The following is a 16,601-nucleotide window of genomic DNA, read 5'->3' on the forward strand; positions in this document are numbered from 1 at the left end:
CGGAATTGGGCGTGACGATCTACTCAAGTGTCGTCCTCTGCCCGCGAAGCCTACCAAGCCCGCCCAACCGGATGGTTGGGCAGTCGCTCAGATCAGGCCGGGGCGGTGACGATCATCGAGTCGTTCGAGGTGTCCCAGGCCTTCATGAAGCTCGGGATCGACAGCGTGGTGTTTGCCTCGTCGGCGGCGGGGTCGTTGAGGTGCACGACGTTCTTGCCAGGGTCGACGCCGGTGACCACGACAAAGTGGTCGGCCGCGGTCCGCTGGTCGCTGGTGCCCTCGACGATCGCGTAGTTGACGAAGGCGATGACCTTACGGCCGGCAGCGAGGTACTGCTCGAGGGCGTTCAGGCCGGTCGCGTCGGGACCGGAGGTGTCGCTGTTCACCGAGGTGATGCCGTAGTGCTTCAGTAGCACCGGCAGGTCCCCGATCGAGATGCCGTTGTTGTTCGGCTTGTAGATCATGTCGCCGGGATTCATCTCCGACGGCGTGCGCTCGGCCACCTTGAGGATTTGTGCCTCGGTCGGCCGGTTGCCGGTGAGTTGACCGACGACGTCGGCCACCGACATCGCGCCGCAGTTGTCCTCCAGGGACTGCGCCGCCCAGAACGGGGCGGCCGCCGCCGGGTCGCCGTAGACGCCGCCCTGCGTTCCGGCTGAGGGATCGGCCAGTGCGACGCCGTAGCCGAGCATGAGCGTCACCGCCGCCAGGATCGCGCCCACTCCCGCACGCAGGTGTCCGACCATCTTTCGATGGTAATTGACCTATCCGCAGATAATGGGCGTGATCGCGGCCGGCCGCGCGTTCAGCGGTAGTCGATGACGATGCGGCCGTCGATCTGGCCGCGTTCCATCCGGCTGAACACGTCGTTGATGTCCTCGAGCGAGGCGGCCTGCACGGTGGGATGGATCAGGCCACGGGCGTAGAAGTCCAGTGCCTCGGTCATGTCCTGCCGGGTACCGACGATCGAACCGCGAATCGTCAAGCCCTTCAACACAATATCGAAGATCGGGGCAGGGAAGTCGCCGGGTGGCAGGCCGTTGAACACGATGGTTCCGCCACGGCGGGTCAGGCCGATCGCCTGGCCGAATGCCTGCGGATGCACCGCGGTGACGAGCACCCCGTGCACACCGCCGGTGGCCTTCTGCACCTCCTCGACGACGTCGGAGGTCTTGGCGTTGACGGTGACCTCGGCACCGAGGCTCGCCGCCAGTGCGAGTTTGGCGTCGTCCACGTCGACCGCCACCACACGCAGACCCATCGCGCGGGCGTACTGCACGGCGATGTGCCCCAGGCCGCCGATGCCGGAGATCGCCACCCACTGCCCGGGGCGGGTGTCGGTGACTTTCAGGCCCTTGTACACCGTGACGCCGGCGCACAGGATCGGCGCGACTTCGAGCGGGTCGACGCCGTCCGGAATCCGGGCGGCGTAGGCGGCATTGACCAGCATGTAGGTGCCGAAGCTCCCGTTGACGCTGTAGCCGCCGTTCTGCTGGCTCTCGCACAACGTCTCCCAGCCGGTGCGGCAGTATTCGCAGCTGCCGCAGGCTGACCACAGCCAGGCGTTGCCGACCTTATCGCCGAGCTTGAGGTCGGTGACGCCCTCGCCGAGGGCCACGACGGTGCCGTACCCCTCGTGGCCCGGGATGAACGGCGGTTGCGGTTTGACCGGCCAATCCCCATGGGCTGCATGAAGATCCGTGTGGCAGACCCCGGAGGTCTCCAGCTTGACCAGGGCTTCGCCGTGGCCGGGGGTGGGCAGGTCGAGATCGGAGATCTGCAGCGGTGCACCGAATTCGGTGACCACGGCGGCGCGCATGGTGTCGGTGTCGGTCGATGTGGCGGGTGCGCCAAGTGTCTGTGTCATGGTCATGTCCTTTTCGTGAGAGTTGCTCTGCTCAGAAGAAGCCTTGGGCTTTGTTGGAGTAGGAGACGAGGAGGTTCTTGGTCTGCTGATAGTGGTCGAGCATCATCAGATGGTTTTCCCGTCCGATGCCGGACTGCTTGTAGCCGCCGAACGCCGCGTGGGCGGGGTATTGGTGGTAGCAGTTGGTCCAGACGCGGCCGGCCTTGATGTCGCGGCCGGCGCGGTAGGCGGTGTTGCCGTCGCGACTCCACACTCCCGCGCCGAGACCGTAGAGGGTGTCGTTGGCGATGCGGATGGCGTCGTCGTAATCGGTGAACGACGTGACCGCAACGACGGGTCCGAAGATCTCTTCCTGGAAGACCCGCATCGCGTTGTCACCGGTGAAGATCGTGGGCTGCACGTAGTAGCCGCCGTTGAGGTCGCCGCCGAGTTGCGCGCGTTCACCACCGGTGACGATCTGGGCGCCTTCGCTTTTGCCGATGTCGATGTAGGACAAGATCTTTTCGAGCTGGTCGTTGGAGGCTTGCGCGCCGATCATGGTTTCGGTGTCGAGCGGGTCGCCCTGCCGGACTGCTTTGGTGCGGATGGCGGCCATCGCCAGGAACTCGTCGTAAATGTCGGCCTGGATCAGGCTGCGGGACGGGCAGGTGCACACTTCGCCCTGGTTGAGGGCGAACATGGTGAACCCCTCCAACGCCTTGTCCTGATAGTCGTCATTGGCGGCCATCACATCGGAGAAGAAGATGTTGGGGCTCTTGCCACCGAGTTCCAGAGTGACCGGGATCAGGTTCTGGGAGGCGTACTGCATGATCAGCCGCCCGGTGGTGGTCTCGCCGGTGAATGCGATCTTCGCGATCCGATTCGACGACGCCAGCGGCTTGCCGGCCTCCACGCCAAATCCGTTGACTACGTTGAGGACTCCGGCGGGGAGAAGATCGCTGATGAGCGAGACGAGGTAGAGCACCGAGGCCGGGGTCTGCTCGGCCGGTTTGAGGACGATCGCGTTACCGGCGGCCAGCGCGGGCGCCAGTTTCCACACGGCCATCAGGATCGGGAAGTTCCACGGGATGATCTGTCCGACCACGCCGAGAGGCTCGTGGAAGTGGTAGGCGACGGTGTCTTCATCGATCTGGGACAACGAGCCTTCCTGGGCGCGGATCGCTCCCGCGTAATAGCGGAAGTGGTCCACCGCCAACGGAATATCGGCGTTGAGCGTTTCCCGAATTGGCTTGCCGTTGTCCCACGATTCGGCCAGCGCGATGGACTCCAGATTCGCCTCGATGCGGTCGGCGATCTTGTTGAGGACCAGCGCCCGTTCGGCTGCGGAGGTCTTGCCCCAGGCGGGTGCCGCGGCGTGGGCGGCGTCCAGGGCCAGCTCGATATCGGCCTCAGTGGAACGCGCCACCTCGCAGAACACCTCACCCGTCACCGGCGTGCGGTTCTCGAAATACAGACCACCCACCGGCGCTACCCACTCACCACCGATGAAGTTCTCGTAGCGGGCCGCAAAGGACATCAACGAGCCCTCCGTACCGGGCCTCGCGTATACGGTCATGGTGTTCTCCTGCCTGGTCAAGACGACGAAATGTGTCGGTCGTCACTCAAGGTAGGCAGTGCAGGGTTGCAGCACGGTTGCACGTGATGGTGCAACGTTGCAGCTGCGGATCAGGCCAGGTCGAAGTCGAGTCCGGCCAGCCTGGCTCGGGCATGCGCCTGCTGCACCGAGCCGGGCAGGGTGCCGTCGTGCAGGGCACGCCACCCGTCCCGATCGTCGCGCCCGTCTGGGCTGTCCAGCCAGCGTCGGAGCAATGCCGGATCGCCGGTGGACAGCACCGCGGCACGCAGGGTCATCATCAGCTCGGTGCGTAGCCGTCCGATGGCCGGTGAAACCGATTGCGGCAGAACGGGACCCGGGTAACGATCGAGTGCCGCCGCGACATCGCCGGCGTCGAGCGCCTCGTACACCTCGCCGAGGTCGGTGGTGATCGGCACCATCAGCCGATACGGCCGAGACTCGACGGTCTCGGCGCCGACGACCTTGCGCAGCCGCGACATCTCGGCGCGCACCGTCACGCCGTCCAGGTCCTTCTCGTCGAGCAGCATCGCCAAGTGATCGGCACTGAGCCCCTCGGGGTGGCGGCTCAACAACACCAGGATGTCGGCGTGCCTGCCAGTCAGCGTGGTGGCCCGCAGATGTCCGAACTCGTCGGTGACCAGCCAGCGCGGGCGTTCGGAGCCGAGCACGGCGAGCCGGGGTCGCGGCGGCGCGGCCTCGACGGGTCCGCCGGTGAGACGCAGCAGTGCCAAATGTGTTTCGACGGCGACGACGGTGGCACGGACCAGCGCCAGAGCCTGCGGCGTGGCAACCCGCGATCCGCCGGTCAGGTCCAATGCGCCGAGCAGAGCACCGGTGACCGGGTCGTGCACCGGTACCGCCGTGCAGCTCCACGGCTGCACCACGCGGGTGAAGTGCTCGGAGCCGTGGATCTGCAGTTCGGCGTCTAAGGCCAGGGCGGTGCCCGGCGCATTGGTGCCGGCGCCGCGCTCACTCCAGTCGGCACCGGGGACGAAGTTCATCGCCTCCGCGCGCCGGCAGGCGCCCCCGTCGCCCTCCACCCACAGCAGGGTGCCGTCCGCACCACTGACGGCGACCAGCACCCCGGTGCCTGCGGCGTCGTCGACGAGCAACCGCCGAATCACCGGCAATGCCGGGGCCAGCGGATGCGTCTCGCGCAATCGCGCCAATTTCTCACCGACCGGGGAGGGCTGCGCCGCACCGTCCGGGTCGACGCCCTTGGCCAGGCTGCGCTGCCAGCTCTTGGCCACGATCGGTCGCAAGGGACTCGACTCGAGGTAGCGGGCGTCGACCTCCCCTGCTACGAAAAGCTCGTGGACCGCGCGCAGCATCGACGACCGCCGCGGGCCACCGGCCCCGGTTCGCGGTGTTCTGGATGTTCCCATCGGCGGTCATACTCCTCGCGCGGCACCCTGACCTACGCGTGCGGCCACGATACCCCCGGTAGCCGCGCCATCAACAGCTAACTGAGTAGGCTCGCGCGCTATGACGGTTTCGCGTCTGCAGCCCTACGCGGTGACGATCTTCGCGGAGATGTCGGCGCTCGCCGCGCGCATCGGCGCGGTGAACCTCGGCCAAGGCTTCCCGGACGAGGACGGCCCGACCGGAATGTTGGAAGCCGCGCAGAAGGCGATCGCCGAGGGGATCAATCAATACCCGCCGGGGTTGGGCATCGCCCCACTGCGCGAAGCGATCGCCGCCCAGCGCGAGCGCCAGTACGGCGTCGAGTACGACCCGGAGACTGAGGTGCTGGTGACTGTCGGCGCCACCGAGGCGATCGCCGCCGCCGTCCTCGGGCTGGTGGAGCCGGGCTCGGATGTCCTGCTCATCGAACCGTTCTACGACTCCTACTCCCCCGTCATCGCGATGGCCGGTTGTCGGCGGGTGCCGGTTCCGCTGGTGCGCGACGGTCGCGGTTTTGCGCTCGACGTCGACGCGCTGCGCGCCGCGGTGACACCGAAAACGCGGGCGCTGATCGTGAACTCGCCGCACAACCCCACCGGCATGGTGCTCGCGGACCGCGATCTGCGTGCCCTGGCCGAACTGGCCGTCGACGCCGATCTTCTGGTGATCACCGACGAGGTGTACGAGCATCTGGTCTTCGACACCAAGAAGCACCTGCCGCTGGCGGCCTACCCCGGGATGGCCGATCGCACGCTGACGATCTCGAGTGCTGCCAAGATGTTCAACTGCACCGGCTGGAAGATCGGCTGGGTGTGCGGCAGGCCGAACCTGATCGCCGGCGTGCGTGCCGCCAAGCAGTACCTGAGCTATGTCGGCGGCGCCCCGTTCCAGCCCGCGGTGGCCTATGCGCTCAACTTCGAACAAGACTGGGTGAACGACCTGCGGGAGTCGTTGCAGGCCAAGCGGAATCGGCTTTCCGCAGCACTGACCGAGTTGGGTTTCGACGTGCACGACAGCGCTGGCACATACTTTCTGTGCGCCGATCCGCGACCGCTGGGGTACTCCGACAGCACCCAGTTCTGCGCCGAGCTGCCGGAAAAAGCCGGCGTGGCGGCGATCCCGATGTCGGCGTTCTGCGATCTGGACTCGCCGCACATCGGTGAGTGGAATCACTTGGTGCGCTTCGCTTTCTGCAAACGCGACGACACCCTCGATGAGGCGATCCGCCGGCTCGCAGCCCTAGAAGGCGGCCGCGACCTCGCATAGCGCCTGCGGCGGGGCCGACTGCGACCGCAACGGGCTCAACACGAGATCGGTTGCGCCGGCATCGAGATAGCCACGCAGTTGGCGCACCACTGCCTCGACCGGACCGACGGCGGCGAGCTCGGGACGTTGTCCACTCCCTCGCGGGCGATCACCTTCTGATACGACGGGATGCTGGTGTAGAAGGCGAGTTCCTCGGCGGCGACCGCACGCCCTGCGCTCTCGTCGTCAGTGACCAACACCGGCACTGCGGCGACGATGCGGGGACTCGGCCGACCCGCTTCACTGGCGGCCTTGCCGATCACCGGGACGATGAATTCACCGATGGTGCGCGGGCCGGCTAGATACGGCAGCGTCCCGTCGGCCAGCTCACCGGTGACGGCCAGCGCCTTGGGACCCATCGCCGCGACGTACACCGGCACTGGCGTGCCACCCGGCACCCGGACACCCCATTCCGGTGCGGCGGACAGCTCTGAGCCGTGGAAATGCACTGCACCGCTGTCGAATACGGACCGCAGCACCGTGAGATGTTCGCGCAGCCGGGCGATGGTGTTGGGCCACGACTGCCCGAAGGCCACCCGTTCGGGTTCGTGGGCACCGAGCCCGAGGCCCAGGCTGAAGTTGCCGTGGCTGGCGGCCTGCGCCGTTTGCGCCAGTCCGGCAACGATCAGCGGGTGGCGCGGATTGAGCGGCACCACCGAGGTTCCCACGCCCAAGCCGGGCACCGCGGCGCCGACCACACCGGCCAGCGCGATGGCATCGAGGTCGAACCGTTGGGCGAACCAGACCTGGCGGACGCCCGCGGCGTACGCGGCTCGGGCCTGGTCGATGACATCGTCCACGGCGTTGTCGGCTTCGGCACTAGGCAGCAGCACCACTCCGGTCGTCATGCCTGGGCCAACGCCGGGCGAACCGCCCAGCATTCCGATCTATTCGGGTTGAAGTGAACCCTTGCCGGCCAGGACGAACCCACGCAAACCTTCGGTCGCCGCGGTCAACACCGTCTTCTTCGCGCGTTTGATCAGGAAGTGCGGCAGCGGCGTAGAGGGTTCCAGGGTGATGTCGAACCGAACCCGGGTCGCCGTGCCCTCACGACTCAGGGTGTACTCGCCGTGTTGGGCGTGCTGCTGTGCGGTGCGGTCGGCGTCCCACACCACCCAGTCGCGTCCCCAGTGGTATTCGAGAAGTTCATGGTCGACCAGTCCGAGCGATTTCACGGTCACCTTGACCAGCCGCGGGCGGCCGTCGTCATAGCGATCGACGATATGGGCATGCTTGTGGACCGACGACCACGTCGGCACCGCCTCGATATCGGCGATCGCATCGAGGACGGCCTCCGGCGGGGCGTCGATCACAATCTCGCGCGAGGCCCGTACCGCCACAATCAGCAAACGTAGTTACCGAAGCGGGCCGCTGTGTCGGCTTTCGCCGAGTTGAACCATTACCAATCTATGTCGTCGAGCGATGTCGTGGCCTGCGGTGGCGGGCCGACGGGTCCGGCAGCGCTGCGGGAGAACCGCGGTGCGGGTGCCGCCTGCTGGGTGCCGTCGACGTCGATGAGGGTTCGGCGCGCCAAAAGGTGTTCGCCTGCGGCGGCCTCAGTCCAGCTGAGTACGGGCGTGACGCACGCGTCGGTTCCGGCGAAGATGGCCGTCCACTCGTCGCGGGTCTTGTCGGCGAACGTCCGTGTGAACAGCTCGCGCATCTCGGGGTAGCGCGCGCGGTCGTACTGGCCGGGCACATCGTCGGCCGACAGCCCGAGCCCGGCCAGCAACTGGGCGAAGAACTGCGGTTCGATCGCGCCGACGGCCATATACCCGCCGTCGGCCGTCTCGTAGACCCGATAGAACGGCGCACCACCGTCGAGAAGGAAGGACTCGCGTTGGTCGGTGAGCGAACCCGTCGCCTTCATCGTCCACATCATCTGCGCCAGCATGCTGACCCCGTCGACCATCGCGGCGTCGATGACCTGACCGCGGCCGGACTTCTCCCGCTCGTAGAGCGCGGCGACAATGCCCATCAGCACCAGCATCGACCCGCCGCCGAAGTCGGCGACGAGGTTCAGCGGCGCGACGGGCGGCCGGTCGCGGTAGCCGATCGCGCTCAGCGCCCCGGTCTGGGACAGGTAGTTGATGTCGTGGCCCGCGGTCGACGCCAGCGGCCCGTCCTGGCCCCAGCCGGTGATGCGGGCGAAGATCAGCCGCGGGTTGACCGCGGCGCAGTCGTCGGGCCCGATGCCCAGGCGCTCACAGGTGCCGGGTCGAAAGCAGTCCAGCAGGACGTCGGCTTTGGCCGCCAGGTCGAGCAGCGCGTCCGGCTGGGTCTTGACGTCCAGGTCGACCACCCGCTTGCCGCGGTGCATGAGGTCGACGTTCTCGGCGGGCATGGCCAACCCGCCCGGCCTGCGCACGCGGACGACATCGGCGCCGAGGTCGGCCAGGATCATGCCGGCGTGCGGGCCCGGCCCGATGCCGCCGAGTTCGATGACTCTCACCCCGGCCAGGGGTCCGGTGTTCGTCACCAGGGAAAGGTAGCTCAGCCACCCTTCTTGGTCTTCAGAACCTGCTTGCGCAATCCGTCGGTGGCGGTCTCCATCAGACCTTTGGCGCCGCGCTTGATCACGAAGCCGGGCAGCGGGACCAGCGGGTCGACGGTGAGCTCGAACCGCACCCGGGTCGACTCGCCATCGGGGGTCAGCGTGTACCGACCCTCTTGCGCCCGTTGCTGTTTGGAGCTGACGAGGCTCCAGCTGACCCCGTCCGGGTGAACGGCGTAATCGAGTACCTGCTCGTCGTTGACGCCGACGACCTTGACGGTCTGGCGCGACTTGCTCGGATGACCGTCGTCGTCTCGCTCCAGTACTTCGACTTTCTGGTGCGCCGAGGACCACGTTGGCAGTGACTCGAGGTCGTACAGCACAGCCAGGATCTCGTCGGGTGTTGCCTCGATGGTGACCTCGCGGGTCTCGGTGATGGCCATATCGGCACCATTGCCCGCCAGCGCGGTTTCGAAACTAGCCCTTCTTGACCTTCAGCACCTGCTTGCGCAGGCCGTCGGTGGCGGTGTCCATCGCCCCCTTGATCACGCGCTTGACGACGAAGCCAGGCAGCGGAACGGCAAGGTCGATCGAGAGGTCGAAGCGCAACTTGGTCTTGTCGCCGTCGGGGGTCAGCGTGTATTTGCCCTCCTGCGAACGCAATTGGCTGGCCTTGAGCAGGCTCCAGCTCACCTCGTTGTCGCCGTAGGTGTACTCGACGGTCTGCTCGTCGGTCAGACCCGCCGCCTTGATCACCATCTTGACCTTGTGCGGTCTGCCGTCGTCGTAGGCCTCCAGCACCTCGGCACTCTGGTACTGCGGGGACCACGTCGGCGTCGACTCGACGTCGGTGATCACCGCGAGGATCTCCTCGGGGCTGGCCTCGATCACGACCTCGCGAGAATCTTTAGTTGCCATGGCGTGGACCCTAGTTGGTGAGCGGCATTTGCACGCGAGTTCCGCACGGAGGCTTAGGCTCACAGCCATGGGTGAAGCGGTTGATCCGACGATTCCGCCGAGTGGCACCGGATGCGTTGAATGCGACGCGTCCGGCGGTTGGTGGGTGCACCTGCGGCGCTGCGCCGCCTGCGGCCACATCGGCTGCTGCGATGATTCGCTGATGCGGCACGCCGCCGCGCATTGGCGGGACAGCGGGCATCCGATCATCCGGTCGTTCGAGCCGGGCGAGGACTGGTTCTGGGACTACCAGACCAATCAGTACTACGACGGGCCGGACCTGGCCCCACCGGAGAGCCGGCCGTCCGAGGAGACCACACCCGGTCCGCGCGGGCGGGTGCCCGGCGACTGGGTGGAGATCCTGCGTAACCGCGCCGACTGAGTCAGCGCGTCGGCGCCGCCGCGGCGTCGTACGCACACCGTCGCATACGCCTCGTCGGTCAGCGTCCTGTCATCGACGACGACACGCTTCTTGCGCAGCACCGAGCGTCCGCACGCGAGGAACGGCACCGACGTCGCGCGGGAGTCCGCGGACACCTGCACCGAGTCGGCGAAGCGGGTGCCGAGCTCGCCAGGTTCGAAGTGCACGGTGTAGCGGATGGTGAAAAGCCATGTGCCGTCGGCGCGCTGTTCGCCGCGGACGATCAGGGAGTCGTCACCGATCCGGGCCATGCCTTAGATACTGCGCCGCCCGAGCGGCCGATGTGCGGACCCACGCCGAGCGATTACGCCAAACCGGCGGCGGCCATTTCCTTTTCAAATTCCACGGCCATCAGCTCGGCGAACTTGGTGACGGCCTTCAGCGGCCGCAGCATCACGGTGAACTCGTCGATCAGCCCGTCTTCGCGGGTGTGCAGGAAGTCGCAGCCGTTGATGTCGAGGTCGCCGACCTTCGCGGTGAAGACCAACGCGTAATCGGCCTGCCCCTCGCCGCCGATCTCCTTGATATAGGTGAGGTCGACGAACACCCGCGACACCGCCCGCAGGATGACGCCGATCTGATCGCGACCCTGGTATGGCTTGTGCGCGATCGGGCTGCGGAAGACGACATCCTCGGCGCATAGAGCAGGCAGGGCATCGAAATCACCGGCTTCGACGGCGGTACGGAAGGCATGCATGTGGTCAGCATGCCACGGGTACCCCTGCGGGAATGACGGCACCGACAGAGAGCACGAAGACAGTCGCGATCGCATTCGGCGCCAACCTGGTCGTCGCGGTCGCCAAAACTCTGGCGGGCGTGCTGTCCGGGTCGGCGTCGATGGCGGCCGAGGCCGCGCACTCCTGGGCGGACACCGGTAACCAGGCGTTCCTGATGATCGCGAACCGGCGCAGCAGCCGGGTTGCCGACCGCAGGCACCCACTGGGTTACGGCCGGGAAGCCTATGTCTGGTCGCTGCTGGCGGCGGTCGGGCTGTTCGTCGTCGGGGGCACGGTGTCGGTCTGGCGCGGTGTCGACGAACTGCTCGTCGATCGGCCGGCCGACGAGCACTACCTCATCGCCTACATCGTGCTTAGCATCGCGCTGGTGATGGAGGGCATCTCCTGGGCGCAGGCGGTCCGGCAGCTGCGCGCGGATGCGCACGCGATGGATCGCGAGGTGCTCGAGTACGCGATGCAGACCTCCGATCCGACGGTTCGTGCGGTGTTCGCCGAGGACAGTGCCGCGCTGATCGGGATCGTGCTGGCCGGTGCCGGTATTGGGCTGCACCAGCTGACGGGCGTCGCGGCCTGGGATGCCGCCGGGTCGATTCTGGTGGGGTTGCTGCTCGGTCTGGTGGCGGTGCTGCTGATCGACCGCAACCGGCGATTCCTGACCGGGGAGCCCGGGACTCCGCAGCTACGCGATGCCGTCGTGGCCTCGATCGAAGAGCTTGACGAGGTCGCGTCGGTCCGCTTTGTCAGGCTCGAATTCGTCGGTCCCCGACAGCTTTTCGTGGTTGCCAGTGTCGACCTCGAGGGCGATCAGATCGAGTCGCGAATCGCGCACACGCTGCGCGATCTGGAACGCAGGCTGGAAGCCGATCCGCACATCGTCGACGTCGTGCTGACGATCGCCGAGCCCGCCGAACTGGACGACGCCGTCACTCGTCGATGATGCCGTGGCGCAGGGACTCCAGCGCCGTACGGCACAGCCGTCCCAACTCGGCCAGCGACCGATCCTCGCCGACCATCCACAGCTCCATCGCACCGAAGACCGCCGCGGCGATGCACCGTGCGGTCACGATCACCCGGAGGCGCTCGTCGGGTGTGTTCGGCGCGTTGCTCTTGGAGAGCTGGTCGACGATCGCATCGGCGAACTCCGCCTCCACCTGCCGGGTATGGCGCACGATGCGACCGGGGTCGAGTTCCCTGGCGCGCAGCGCGGCGATCTGAGCGACAGCTTCGGGATCGTAGGGCGAGGCGTCGATGGCCGATTGCACCGATTCGAGGATCGACTCGCCGGGCGAGCGGGCCTGCAGGGCTGCGCGGAACCACTCCAGGCCGACGTCGTAGTCCGCGAACAGCAAGTCGTGCTTCGAGGTGAAGTGCCGGTAGAAGGTGCGTAGTGAGACGCCGGCGTCGGCGGCGATCTGCTCGGCTGAGGTGTCCTCGACGCCCTGGGCCAAAAAACGCACGAGAGCGGCGCGACGCAGGGCATCGCGCGTGCGCTCACTGCGCGCGGTCTGAGCAGGGCGAACCACGGGGGTAACCTACCTCAAAGAGAATTGTCAAAATTGACAAAACGGTGATTGAAGTTCACTACAGTTACGAAGCCATGACGCTCCTCGTTCACGCAGTGCTGGCCGTCCTCGTCGTCGCATGGATCATCGGATCCAATTCCGCGGTCTTCCGCCGGCCGGCGAATGGTCCCGCAGTCAGTGCGCTCGAGATCCTCTACTACCTGATCGGCATCGCTTCGGTCGTGCTGGGCTGGTACTTCAACATCCAGTTCGTGCACCAGTACGCCGACGGCAGCGGCAACGTCTTCACCGGCGCGGGGAGCTGGTGGCAGTTCATCACCCTGGGCTACGACAACCCGGCGGCGGCATCAGCCAGCCAGGACTACACGATCGGCAATGTGCTCCTCCTGCCGTTGTTCACGATCATCGACGGCTACCGGCGCGGCATTCGCCGCCCCTGGCTGTACTTCGTGTCGAGCCTATTCACCAGCTTCGCGTTCGCCTGGGCGTTCTATCTCGCCACCGTCGAGCGGCAGCGGCTGCATGAAAAGTCGGCTCAGGCGGTCGGCGCGAGCGTCGGGTAGTCGACATAGCCCGCGGGTCCCGGTGAGTAGAACGTGGCCAGGTCGGGCTCGGCCAGTTCGGCACCGGTGCGCAGTCGCTCGATGAGGTCCGGGTTGGCCAGGTAGGCCCGACCCACCGCGGCCGCGCTGATCGCACCCCAGTCGGCGAGGTTCTCCAGCTCGCAGAAGCTGGTGTCGACCTCGCGGCCGGTGTTCAGGACGAACGGCCCGGACCACAGCGCCCGCACGATCCCGAACTCGGGGGCGTCCGGGTTGATCAGGACGTGCAAGTACGCCAAGCCGAGCGGTGAAATACGTTCCAGCAGAGCCTCATAGGCCGAGACGGTGTCGACCTCGTTGACGTCGCCCGCGCCGTTTCCCGGCGAGATGCGCAACCCGACCCGGTCGGCGCCGATCTCGTCGGCGACCGCCTCGACGACCTCGGCGGTCAGCCGCGCGCGGTTCTCCGCCGATCCGCCGTAACGGTCGGTGCGGGTGTTGGTGGCATCGGCCAGGAACTGATGCAGCAGATAGCCGTTGGCCGAATGGATTTCGACTCCGTCCATGCCGGCGTCAACGGCGCGACGAGCGGCCTGGCGGAATTGATCGACCACGCCGGCGATTTCGTCGGTTCGTAGGGCCCGCGGCACCGGCAGCGGCTTCTTGCCGGCCGGGGTGTGCGCCAGCATCTTCGCCGCGATCGCCGAGGGGGCCACCGACTCCGCGCCGCTGATATCCGGGTGCGCCATCCGGCCGACGTGCCACAGCTGCACGAACATCAGCCCGTCCTGAGCATGCACGGCCGAAGCCACTTCGGACCACTTCTCTTGATGCTGGTCGGTGTAGATGCCCGGGGTGTTGACGTAGGCGCCGTTACCCACCTGCGAGATGGCGGTTGCTTCGGTGATGATCACCCCCGCCGATGCGCGCTGCGCGTAGTACTCGACCTGCAGGTCACTCGGCGTGCCGTCGGAGTGTGCACGCGACCGCGTGAGCGGCGCCATGAACAGCCGATTGCGGGCGGTGTTCGCCCCGATGGTGATCGGCTGGAGCAGGGCTGAGTCGTCAGTCAGCGTGAACGTCATGCTTGCCTACAAGTGCCGCAGGTGTCGATTCATTCCCTCGCCTCACCGAGCCTGTCGTTATCGCGAAGAATCGCGAGTGGACGTGTCGCCAACTACAGGCTGGCCGAGCGCACCTCGTCCAGGAACGTGCGCACGGTCTCCTCCGAAGCAGACGACGGCAACCCGACCATCACCCGGTCGATGATTCCGTCGCAGCGTTCCTTCAGCGCCGAGGCCAGGCAGTCCAGGGGCGCCACAACCGCGAACGTGGACAGAATCTCGTCGGAGATCAGCGTGGCCATGATGTCCCACTGGCCATCCAACGACAGCCGGTGCAACTCCGTCTGCAACTCACCCCACCCGTGCAGCTCCAACACCTTTCGGTATGCGGGCGTGGAGGCATAGAAGGCGATCTGTTCGCGCGAGGCTGCCGCCGCGATCGCCATCTCGGCCTCATCCGAACCGGTGACCACGAATATTGGTGCCATGACCTGGAAGTCGCTACGCGAGCGGCCCGAGGTGGCCATCCCCCGCTGCAGCGCCGGGATCGTCACCTCGTCGAAATACCGCTTGGTGGTGAAGGCGTGCGCGATCAGACCGTCGGCCACCTCGCCGCACATCTCCGTCATCAACTCACCGACCGCCGCGATGACGACCTTCGGCGACCCGTAGGGATGAGGTTCCGGGACGAACATCGGTGTCATCAGTCGGTGGGTGTAGAACTCGCCGTCGAAGCTCAGCTTGTTGCCGTCCCGCCAACAATCCCAAATGGCATGCAACGCAAGGACGAACTCGCGCATCCGGCGCGCCGGCTGGCTCCACGGCATACTGAACCGCTTCTCGATGTGCGGCTTGATCTGCGTGCCCAAACCGAGCAGCAGCCGGCCGTGCGAGTAGTCCTGCAGATCCCAGCCGATGTTGGCCACGTTCATCGGATTGCGCGCGAACGCCACCGCAATCGACGTGCCCAATTCGATCTGCGTGGTGTGCTCGGCAGCCAGGGTCAGCGGAAGGAACGGGTCGTGACTGATTTCCGCGGTCCAACACCCGTCGTAGCCGAGCCGCTCCAGCTCACGTGCCGCGTCGGCAACCTCGGCGAGTCGGCTGATGACGCCCCGATCGACTTTGAGACCGCCGACCTCGCCCATGCCGGCAGACGCTACAGTAAGCAATTCAGTATGGTCAACGCCGCCACGGTTAGGACACGTCGATGAGCAACGCGCAGGACTGGCAGGAGACGCTCCACGACCTGAGTCGACGCCGCCAACACGCGCATTCGATGGGCGGCGACGAACGCCTGGCCAAGCACCACGCCAAGGGAAAGCTCGACGCGCGCGGCCGAATCGATCACCTCCTCGACCCGGGAACGTTCCAGGAGTTCGGCACGCTCGTCGGCGGCGAGATCGCCGCGGACGGACTGGTGGGGGGCGCCGGTCGCATCGACGGGGCACCGGTGATGGTCGGCGCCGAGGATTTCACGACGCTGGCAGGCAGTATCGGACCCGGTGGCAACGCCAAGCGTTATCGCCTCGCCGAACTCGCGCTGCGCAACAAGATTCCGCTGGTAATGCTGTTGGAGGGCGCCGGATTCCGAGCCGCCGGCGGCGAGCATTACGGCCGCACCCCAACCGATCTCATCGCCCAGGCTCGGTGCTCCGGCAAGGTCCCCACCATCTCCGCGGTCCTCGGCCCGTCCGCGGGCCACGGCGCTCTCGTCGCACCGGTCTGTGATTTATCGATCATGAGCAATCAGGGGGCAATCTTCACCGCGGGGCCCCCGGTCGTGAAAGAGGCCACCGGAGAGGACATTTCGAAGGAGGAGCTCGGCGGTCCGACGGTCGCGCTGCCCAGTGGCGTCATCCACAATGTCGCCGACACCGACGAAGCGGTCCTCGACGACATCCGGCAGTATCTGTCCTACTTCCCTTCCAGCGCTTGGTCATATCCCCCGACCCGGCTGTACGACGAGGAGGCCGGCCTTCGCCCGACGCCGGAACTACTCGACATCATCTCTCGTGACAACCGCAACATCTACGATATGCGCACCGTTCTCGACGTCGTCTTCGACGAGACGGACTGGTTCGAGGTTCAACCGAAGTTCGGCCCGGCCATCATCTGCGCGCTGGCCCATCTGGGCGGCTATCCGGTCGCGGTCGTCGCGAATCAGCCGACCGAACTGGCCGGCTCCATCGACTCCGACGCCGCAGACAAGGCCGCGCACTTCATCATGGTCGCCGACTCGTTCCACCTGCCGATCGTCTTCCTGGCCGACAACCCCGGCATGTTGCCGGGAAGCCAGTCTGAGCGCAATGGCGTATTGCGCAGCGGGGCAAGGATGTTCGCCGCGCAGACCGCGGCCACCACGTTGAAACTGCATGTCACACTGCGCAAAGCCTTCGGCTTCGGCTCGATGGTGATGGCCCTGTTGGGGTTCGACAACCAGGTGGCAACATTCGCCTTCCCGGGAGCCACCATGGGTGCGATGAGCGCGGCCGCGCTGAGCCGTGCCTCGCACGCCGACGAAGACGTCACCGAGATCTTGAAGAACATGGAACTCGAGGCGTCCTACCGCTCGGCAGGCAGCCTGGGCTTCGATGAGCTGATCTCACCGGAGGAGACCCGCAACTCGCTGATCCTGGCGTTGCAGCGCGGCATCTTCAGCCGTCAGGAAGCCGCCGAGCCGGTGAGCCGAACGGTCATCACGCCCTAGT

The 16,601-nt window shown here is 66.5% G+C and carries 18 protein-coding genes and 1 pseudogene; 5 read left to right on the top strand and 14 right to left on the bottom strand.

Going from position 1 to position 16,601, the window contains the following annotated elements:
• Window positions 1-92: 92 nt before the first annotated feature.
• From K0O64_RS24480 to K0O64_RS24495, 4 genes are all read right to left on the bottom strand, one after another.
• On the bottom strand, window positions 93-746 hold the full coding sequence (locus tag K0O64_RS24480) for a C39 family peptidase (RefSeq protein WP_096312254.1): 654 nt from the start codon (window positions 744-746) through the stop codon (window positions 93-95).
• A gap of 59 nt (window positions 747-805) precedes the next feature.
• Window positions 806-1,867 (bottom strand): alcohol dehydrogenase AdhP, encoded by a 1,062-nt coding sequence (gene adhP, locus K0O64_RS24485; protein WP_096313008.1) that lies wholly within the window; start codon window positions 1,865-1,867, stop codon window positions 806-808.
• A gap of 31 nt (window positions 1,868-1,898) precedes the next feature.
• Window positions 1,899-3,422, bottom strand: coding sequence for an aldehyde dehydrogenase (gene adh / locus K0O64_RS24490; RefSeq protein ID WP_096312255.1), 1,524 nt, complete (start codon window positions 3,420-3,422; stop codon window positions 1,899-1,901).
• 110 nt (window positions 3,423-3,532) lie between these two features.
• Window positions 3,533-4,828 (bottom strand): helix-turn-helix domain-containing protein, encoded by a 1,296-nt coding sequence (locus K0O64_RS24495; RefSeq protein WP_096312256.1) that lies wholly within the window; start codon window positions 4,826-4,828, stop codon window positions 3,533-3,535.
• A gap of 100 nt (window positions 4,829-4,928) precedes the next feature.
• On the opposite strand from K0O64_RS24495, the gene K0O64_RS24500 reads away from it, so the two are divergent.
• On the top strand, window positions 4,929-6,113 hold the full coding sequence (locus tag K0O64_RS24500) for a pyridoxal phosphate-dependent aminotransferase (protein ID WP_096312257.1): 1,185 nt from the start codon (window positions 4,929-4,931) through the stop codon (window positions 6,111-6,113).
• Here the strand turns inward: K0O64_RS24500 and K0O64_RS24505 are convergent.
• The 5 genes and pseudogenes from K0O64_RS24505 to K0O64_RS24525 form a co-directional block, all read right to left on the bottom strand.
• Window positions 6,087-7,000: pseudogene (locus K0O64_RS24505) on the bottom strand (LLM class F420-dependent oxidoreductase). The gene K0O64_RS24500 and the pseudogene K0O64_RS24505 overlap by 27 nt on opposite strands.
• Before the next feature lie 39 nt (window positions 7,001-7,039).
• Window positions 7,040-7,492: an SRPBCC family protein gene (locus tag K0O64_RS24510; RefSeq protein ID WP_096312258.1), complete on the bottom strand. Its 453-nt coding sequence runs from the start codon at window positions 7,490-7,492 to the stop codon at window positions 7,040-7,042.
• A 59-nt stretch (window positions 7,493-7,551) separates the two neighbouring features.
• Window positions 7,552-8,631 carry a CaiB/BaiF CoA transferase family protein gene (locus tag K0O64_RS24515; protein WP_096312259.1) on the bottom strand — a complete coding sequence of 360 codons (1,080 nt, stop codon included), beginning with the start codon at window positions 8,629-8,631 and terminating at the stop codon, window positions 7,552-7,554.
• A 14-nt stretch (window positions 8,632-8,645) separates the two neighbouring features.
• Window positions 8,646-9,089: an SRPBCC family protein gene (locus tag K0O64_RS24520; protein WP_096312260.1), complete on the bottom strand. Its 444-nt coding sequence runs from the start codon at window positions 9,087-9,089 to the stop codon at window positions 8,646-8,648.
• A gap of 34 nt (window positions 9,090-9,123) precedes the next feature.
• Window positions 9,124-9,564, bottom strand: a complete 441-nt coding sequence (locus K0O64_RS24525; protein WP_096312261.1) for an SRPBCC family protein — start codon at window positions 9,562-9,564, stop codon at window positions 9,124-9,126.
• A gap of 67 nt (window positions 9,565-9,631) precedes the next feature.
• On the opposite strand from K0O64_RS24525, the gene K0O64_RS24530 reads away from it, so the two are divergent.
• Complete coding sequence (locus tag K0O64_RS24530; RefSeq protein WP_096312262.1) at window positions 9,632-9,985, top strand: UBP-type zinc finger domain-containing protein; 354 nt, start codon at window positions 9,632-9,634, stop codon at window positions 9,983-9,985.
• Here the strand turns inward: K0O64_RS24530 and K0O64_RS24535 are convergent.
• On the bottom strand, window positions 9,868-10,275 hold the full coding sequence (locus K0O64_RS24535; protein ID WP_125477495.1) for a hypothetical protein: 408 nt from the start codon (window positions 10,273-10,275) through the stop codon (window positions 9,868-9,870). The genes K0O64_RS24530 and K0O64_RS24535 overlap by 118 nt on opposite strands.
• Window positions 10,276-10,328: 53 nt before the next feature.
• Entirely contained in the window at window positions 10,329-10,721 is a 393-nt protein-coding gene (locus K0O64_RS24540; protein WP_096312263.1) for a nuclear transport factor 2 family protein, read from the bottom strand.
• Window positions 10,722-10,753: 32 nt separating this feature from the next.
• On the opposite strand from K0O64_RS24540, the gene K0O64_RS24545 reads away from it, so the two are divergent.
• Window positions 10,754-11,698 (top strand): cation diffusion facilitator family transporter, encoded by a 945-nt coding sequence (locus tag K0O64_RS24545; RefSeq protein ID WP_096312264.1) that lies wholly within the window; start codon window positions 10,754-10,756, stop codon window positions 11,696-11,698.
• Here K0O64_RS24545 and K0O64_RS24550 read toward each other — a convergent pair.
• A complete protein-coding gene (locus K0O64_RS24550) occupies window positions 11,685-12,284 on the bottom strand; it encodes a TetR/AcrR family transcriptional regulator (protein WP_096312265.1) in 600 nt (199 codons plus the stop codon). The two genes, K0O64_RS24545 and K0O64_RS24550, sit on opposite strands and share 14 nt — an antisense overlap.
• Window positions 12,285-12,358: 74 nt before the next feature.
• On the opposite strand from K0O64_RS24550, the gene K0O64_RS24555 reads away from it, so the two are divergent.
• The gene (locus K0O64_RS24555; RefSeq protein ID WP_096312266.1) at window positions 12,359-12,847 is read left to right on the top strand and encodes a DUF2834 domain-containing protein; all 489 of its coding nucleotides are present in this window, start codon (window positions 12,359-12,361) and stop codon (window positions 12,845-12,847) included.
• Here K0O64_RS24555 and K0O64_RS24560 read toward each other — a convergent pair.
• Both K0O64_RS24560 and K0O64_RS24565 read right to left on the bottom strand, forming a co-directional pair.
• Window positions 12,820-13,911, bottom strand: a complete 1,092-nt coding sequence (locus K0O64_RS24560) for an alkene reductase (protein ID WP_096312267.1) — start codon at window positions 13,909-13,911, stop codon at window positions 12,820-12,822. The genes K0O64_RS24555 and K0O64_RS24560 overlap by 28 nt on opposite strands.
• A 92-nt stretch (window positions 13,912-14,003) precedes the next feature.
• Entirely contained in the window at window positions 14,004-15,038 is a 1,035-nt protein-coding gene (locus K0O64_RS24565; protein WP_096312268.1) for an LLM class F420-dependent oxidoreductase, read from the bottom strand.
• Between the two features lie 62 nt (window positions 15,039-15,100).
• On the opposite strand from K0O64_RS24565, the gene K0O64_RS24570 reads away from it, so the two are divergent.
• Complete coding sequence (locus tag K0O64_RS24570) at window positions 15,101-16,600, top strand: acyl-CoA carboxylase subunit beta (protein ID WP_096312269.1); 1,500 nt, start codon at window positions 15,101-15,103, stop codon at window positions 16,598-16,600.
• Window position 16,601 lies beyond the last annotated feature (1 nt).

Origin of the sequence: Mycolicibacterium pallens (assembly GCF_019456675.1) — a bacterium.
Classification (GTDB): Bacteria; Actinomycetota; Actinomycetes; order Mycobacteriales; family Mycobacteriaceae; genus Mycobacterium; species Mycobacterium crocinum.

What these genes read in the sequence shown, in the direction of transcription:
- K0O64_RS24520 (WP_096312260.1), bottom strand. Translation starts at nt 9,089, where the DNA reads ATGGCCATCACCGAGACCCGCGAGGTCACCATCGAGGCAACACCCGAC.
- K0O64_RS24535 (WP_125477495.1), bottom strand. Translation starts at nt 10,275, where the DNA reads ATGGCCCGGATCGGTGACGACTCCCTGATCGTCCGCGGCGAACAGCGC.
- K0O64_RS24480 (WP_096312254.1), bottom strand. Translation starts at nt 746, where the DNA reads ATGGTCGGACACCTGCGTGCGGGAGTGGGCGCGATCCTGGCGGCGGTG.
- K0O64_RS24565 (WP_096312268.1), bottom strand. Translation starts at nt 15,038, where the DNA reads ATGGGCGAGGTCGGCGGTCTCAAAGTCGATCGGGGCGTCATCAGCCGA.
- K0O64_RS24555 (WP_096312266.1), top strand. Translation starts at nt 12,359, where the DNA reads ATGACGCTCCTCGTTCACGCAGTGCTGGCCGTCCTCGTCGTCGCATGG.
- K0O64_RS24530 (WP_096312262.1), top strand. Translation starts at nt 9,632, where the DNA reads ATGGGTGAAGCGGTTGATCCGACGATTCCGCCGAGTGGCACCGGATGC.
- K0O64_RS24560 (WP_096312267.1), bottom strand. Translation starts at nt 13,911, where the DNA reads ATGACGTTCACGCTGACTGACGACTCAGCCCTGCTCCAGCCGATCACC.
- K0O64_RS24500 (WP_096312257.1), top strand. Translation starts at nt 4,929, where the DNA reads ATGACGGTTTCGCGTCTGCAGCCCTACGCGGTGACGATCTTCGCGGAG.
- K0O64_RS24495 (WP_096312256.1), bottom strand. Translation starts at nt 4,828, where the DNA reads ATGGGAACATCCAGAACACCGCGAACCGGGGCCGGTGGCCCGCGGCGG.
- K0O64_RS24540 (WP_096312263.1), bottom strand. Translation starts at nt 10,721, where the DNA reads ATGCATGCCTTCCGTACCGCCGTCGAAGCCGGTGATTTCGATGCCCTG.
- adh (WP_096312255.1), bottom strand. Translation starts at nt 3,422, where the DNA reads ATGACCGTATACGCGAGGCCCGGTACGGAGGGCTCGTTGATGTCCTTT.
- adhP (WP_096313008.1), bottom strand. Translation starts at nt 1,867, where the DNA reads ATGACACAGACACTTGGCGCACCCGCCACATCGACCGACACCGACACC.
- K0O64_RS24525 (WP_096312261.1), bottom strand. Translation starts at nt 9,564, where the DNA reads ATGGCAACTAAAGATTCTCGCGAGGTCGTGATCGAGGCCAGCCCCGAG.
- K0O64_RS24570 (WP_096312269.1), top strand. Translation starts at nt 15,101, where the DNA reads ATGAGCAACGCGCAGGACTGGCAGGAGACGCTCCACGACCTGAGTCGA.
- K0O64_RS24545 (WP_096312264.1), top strand. Translation starts at nt 10,754, where the DNA reads ATGACGGCACCGACAGAGAGCACGAAGACAGTCGCGATCGCATTCGGC.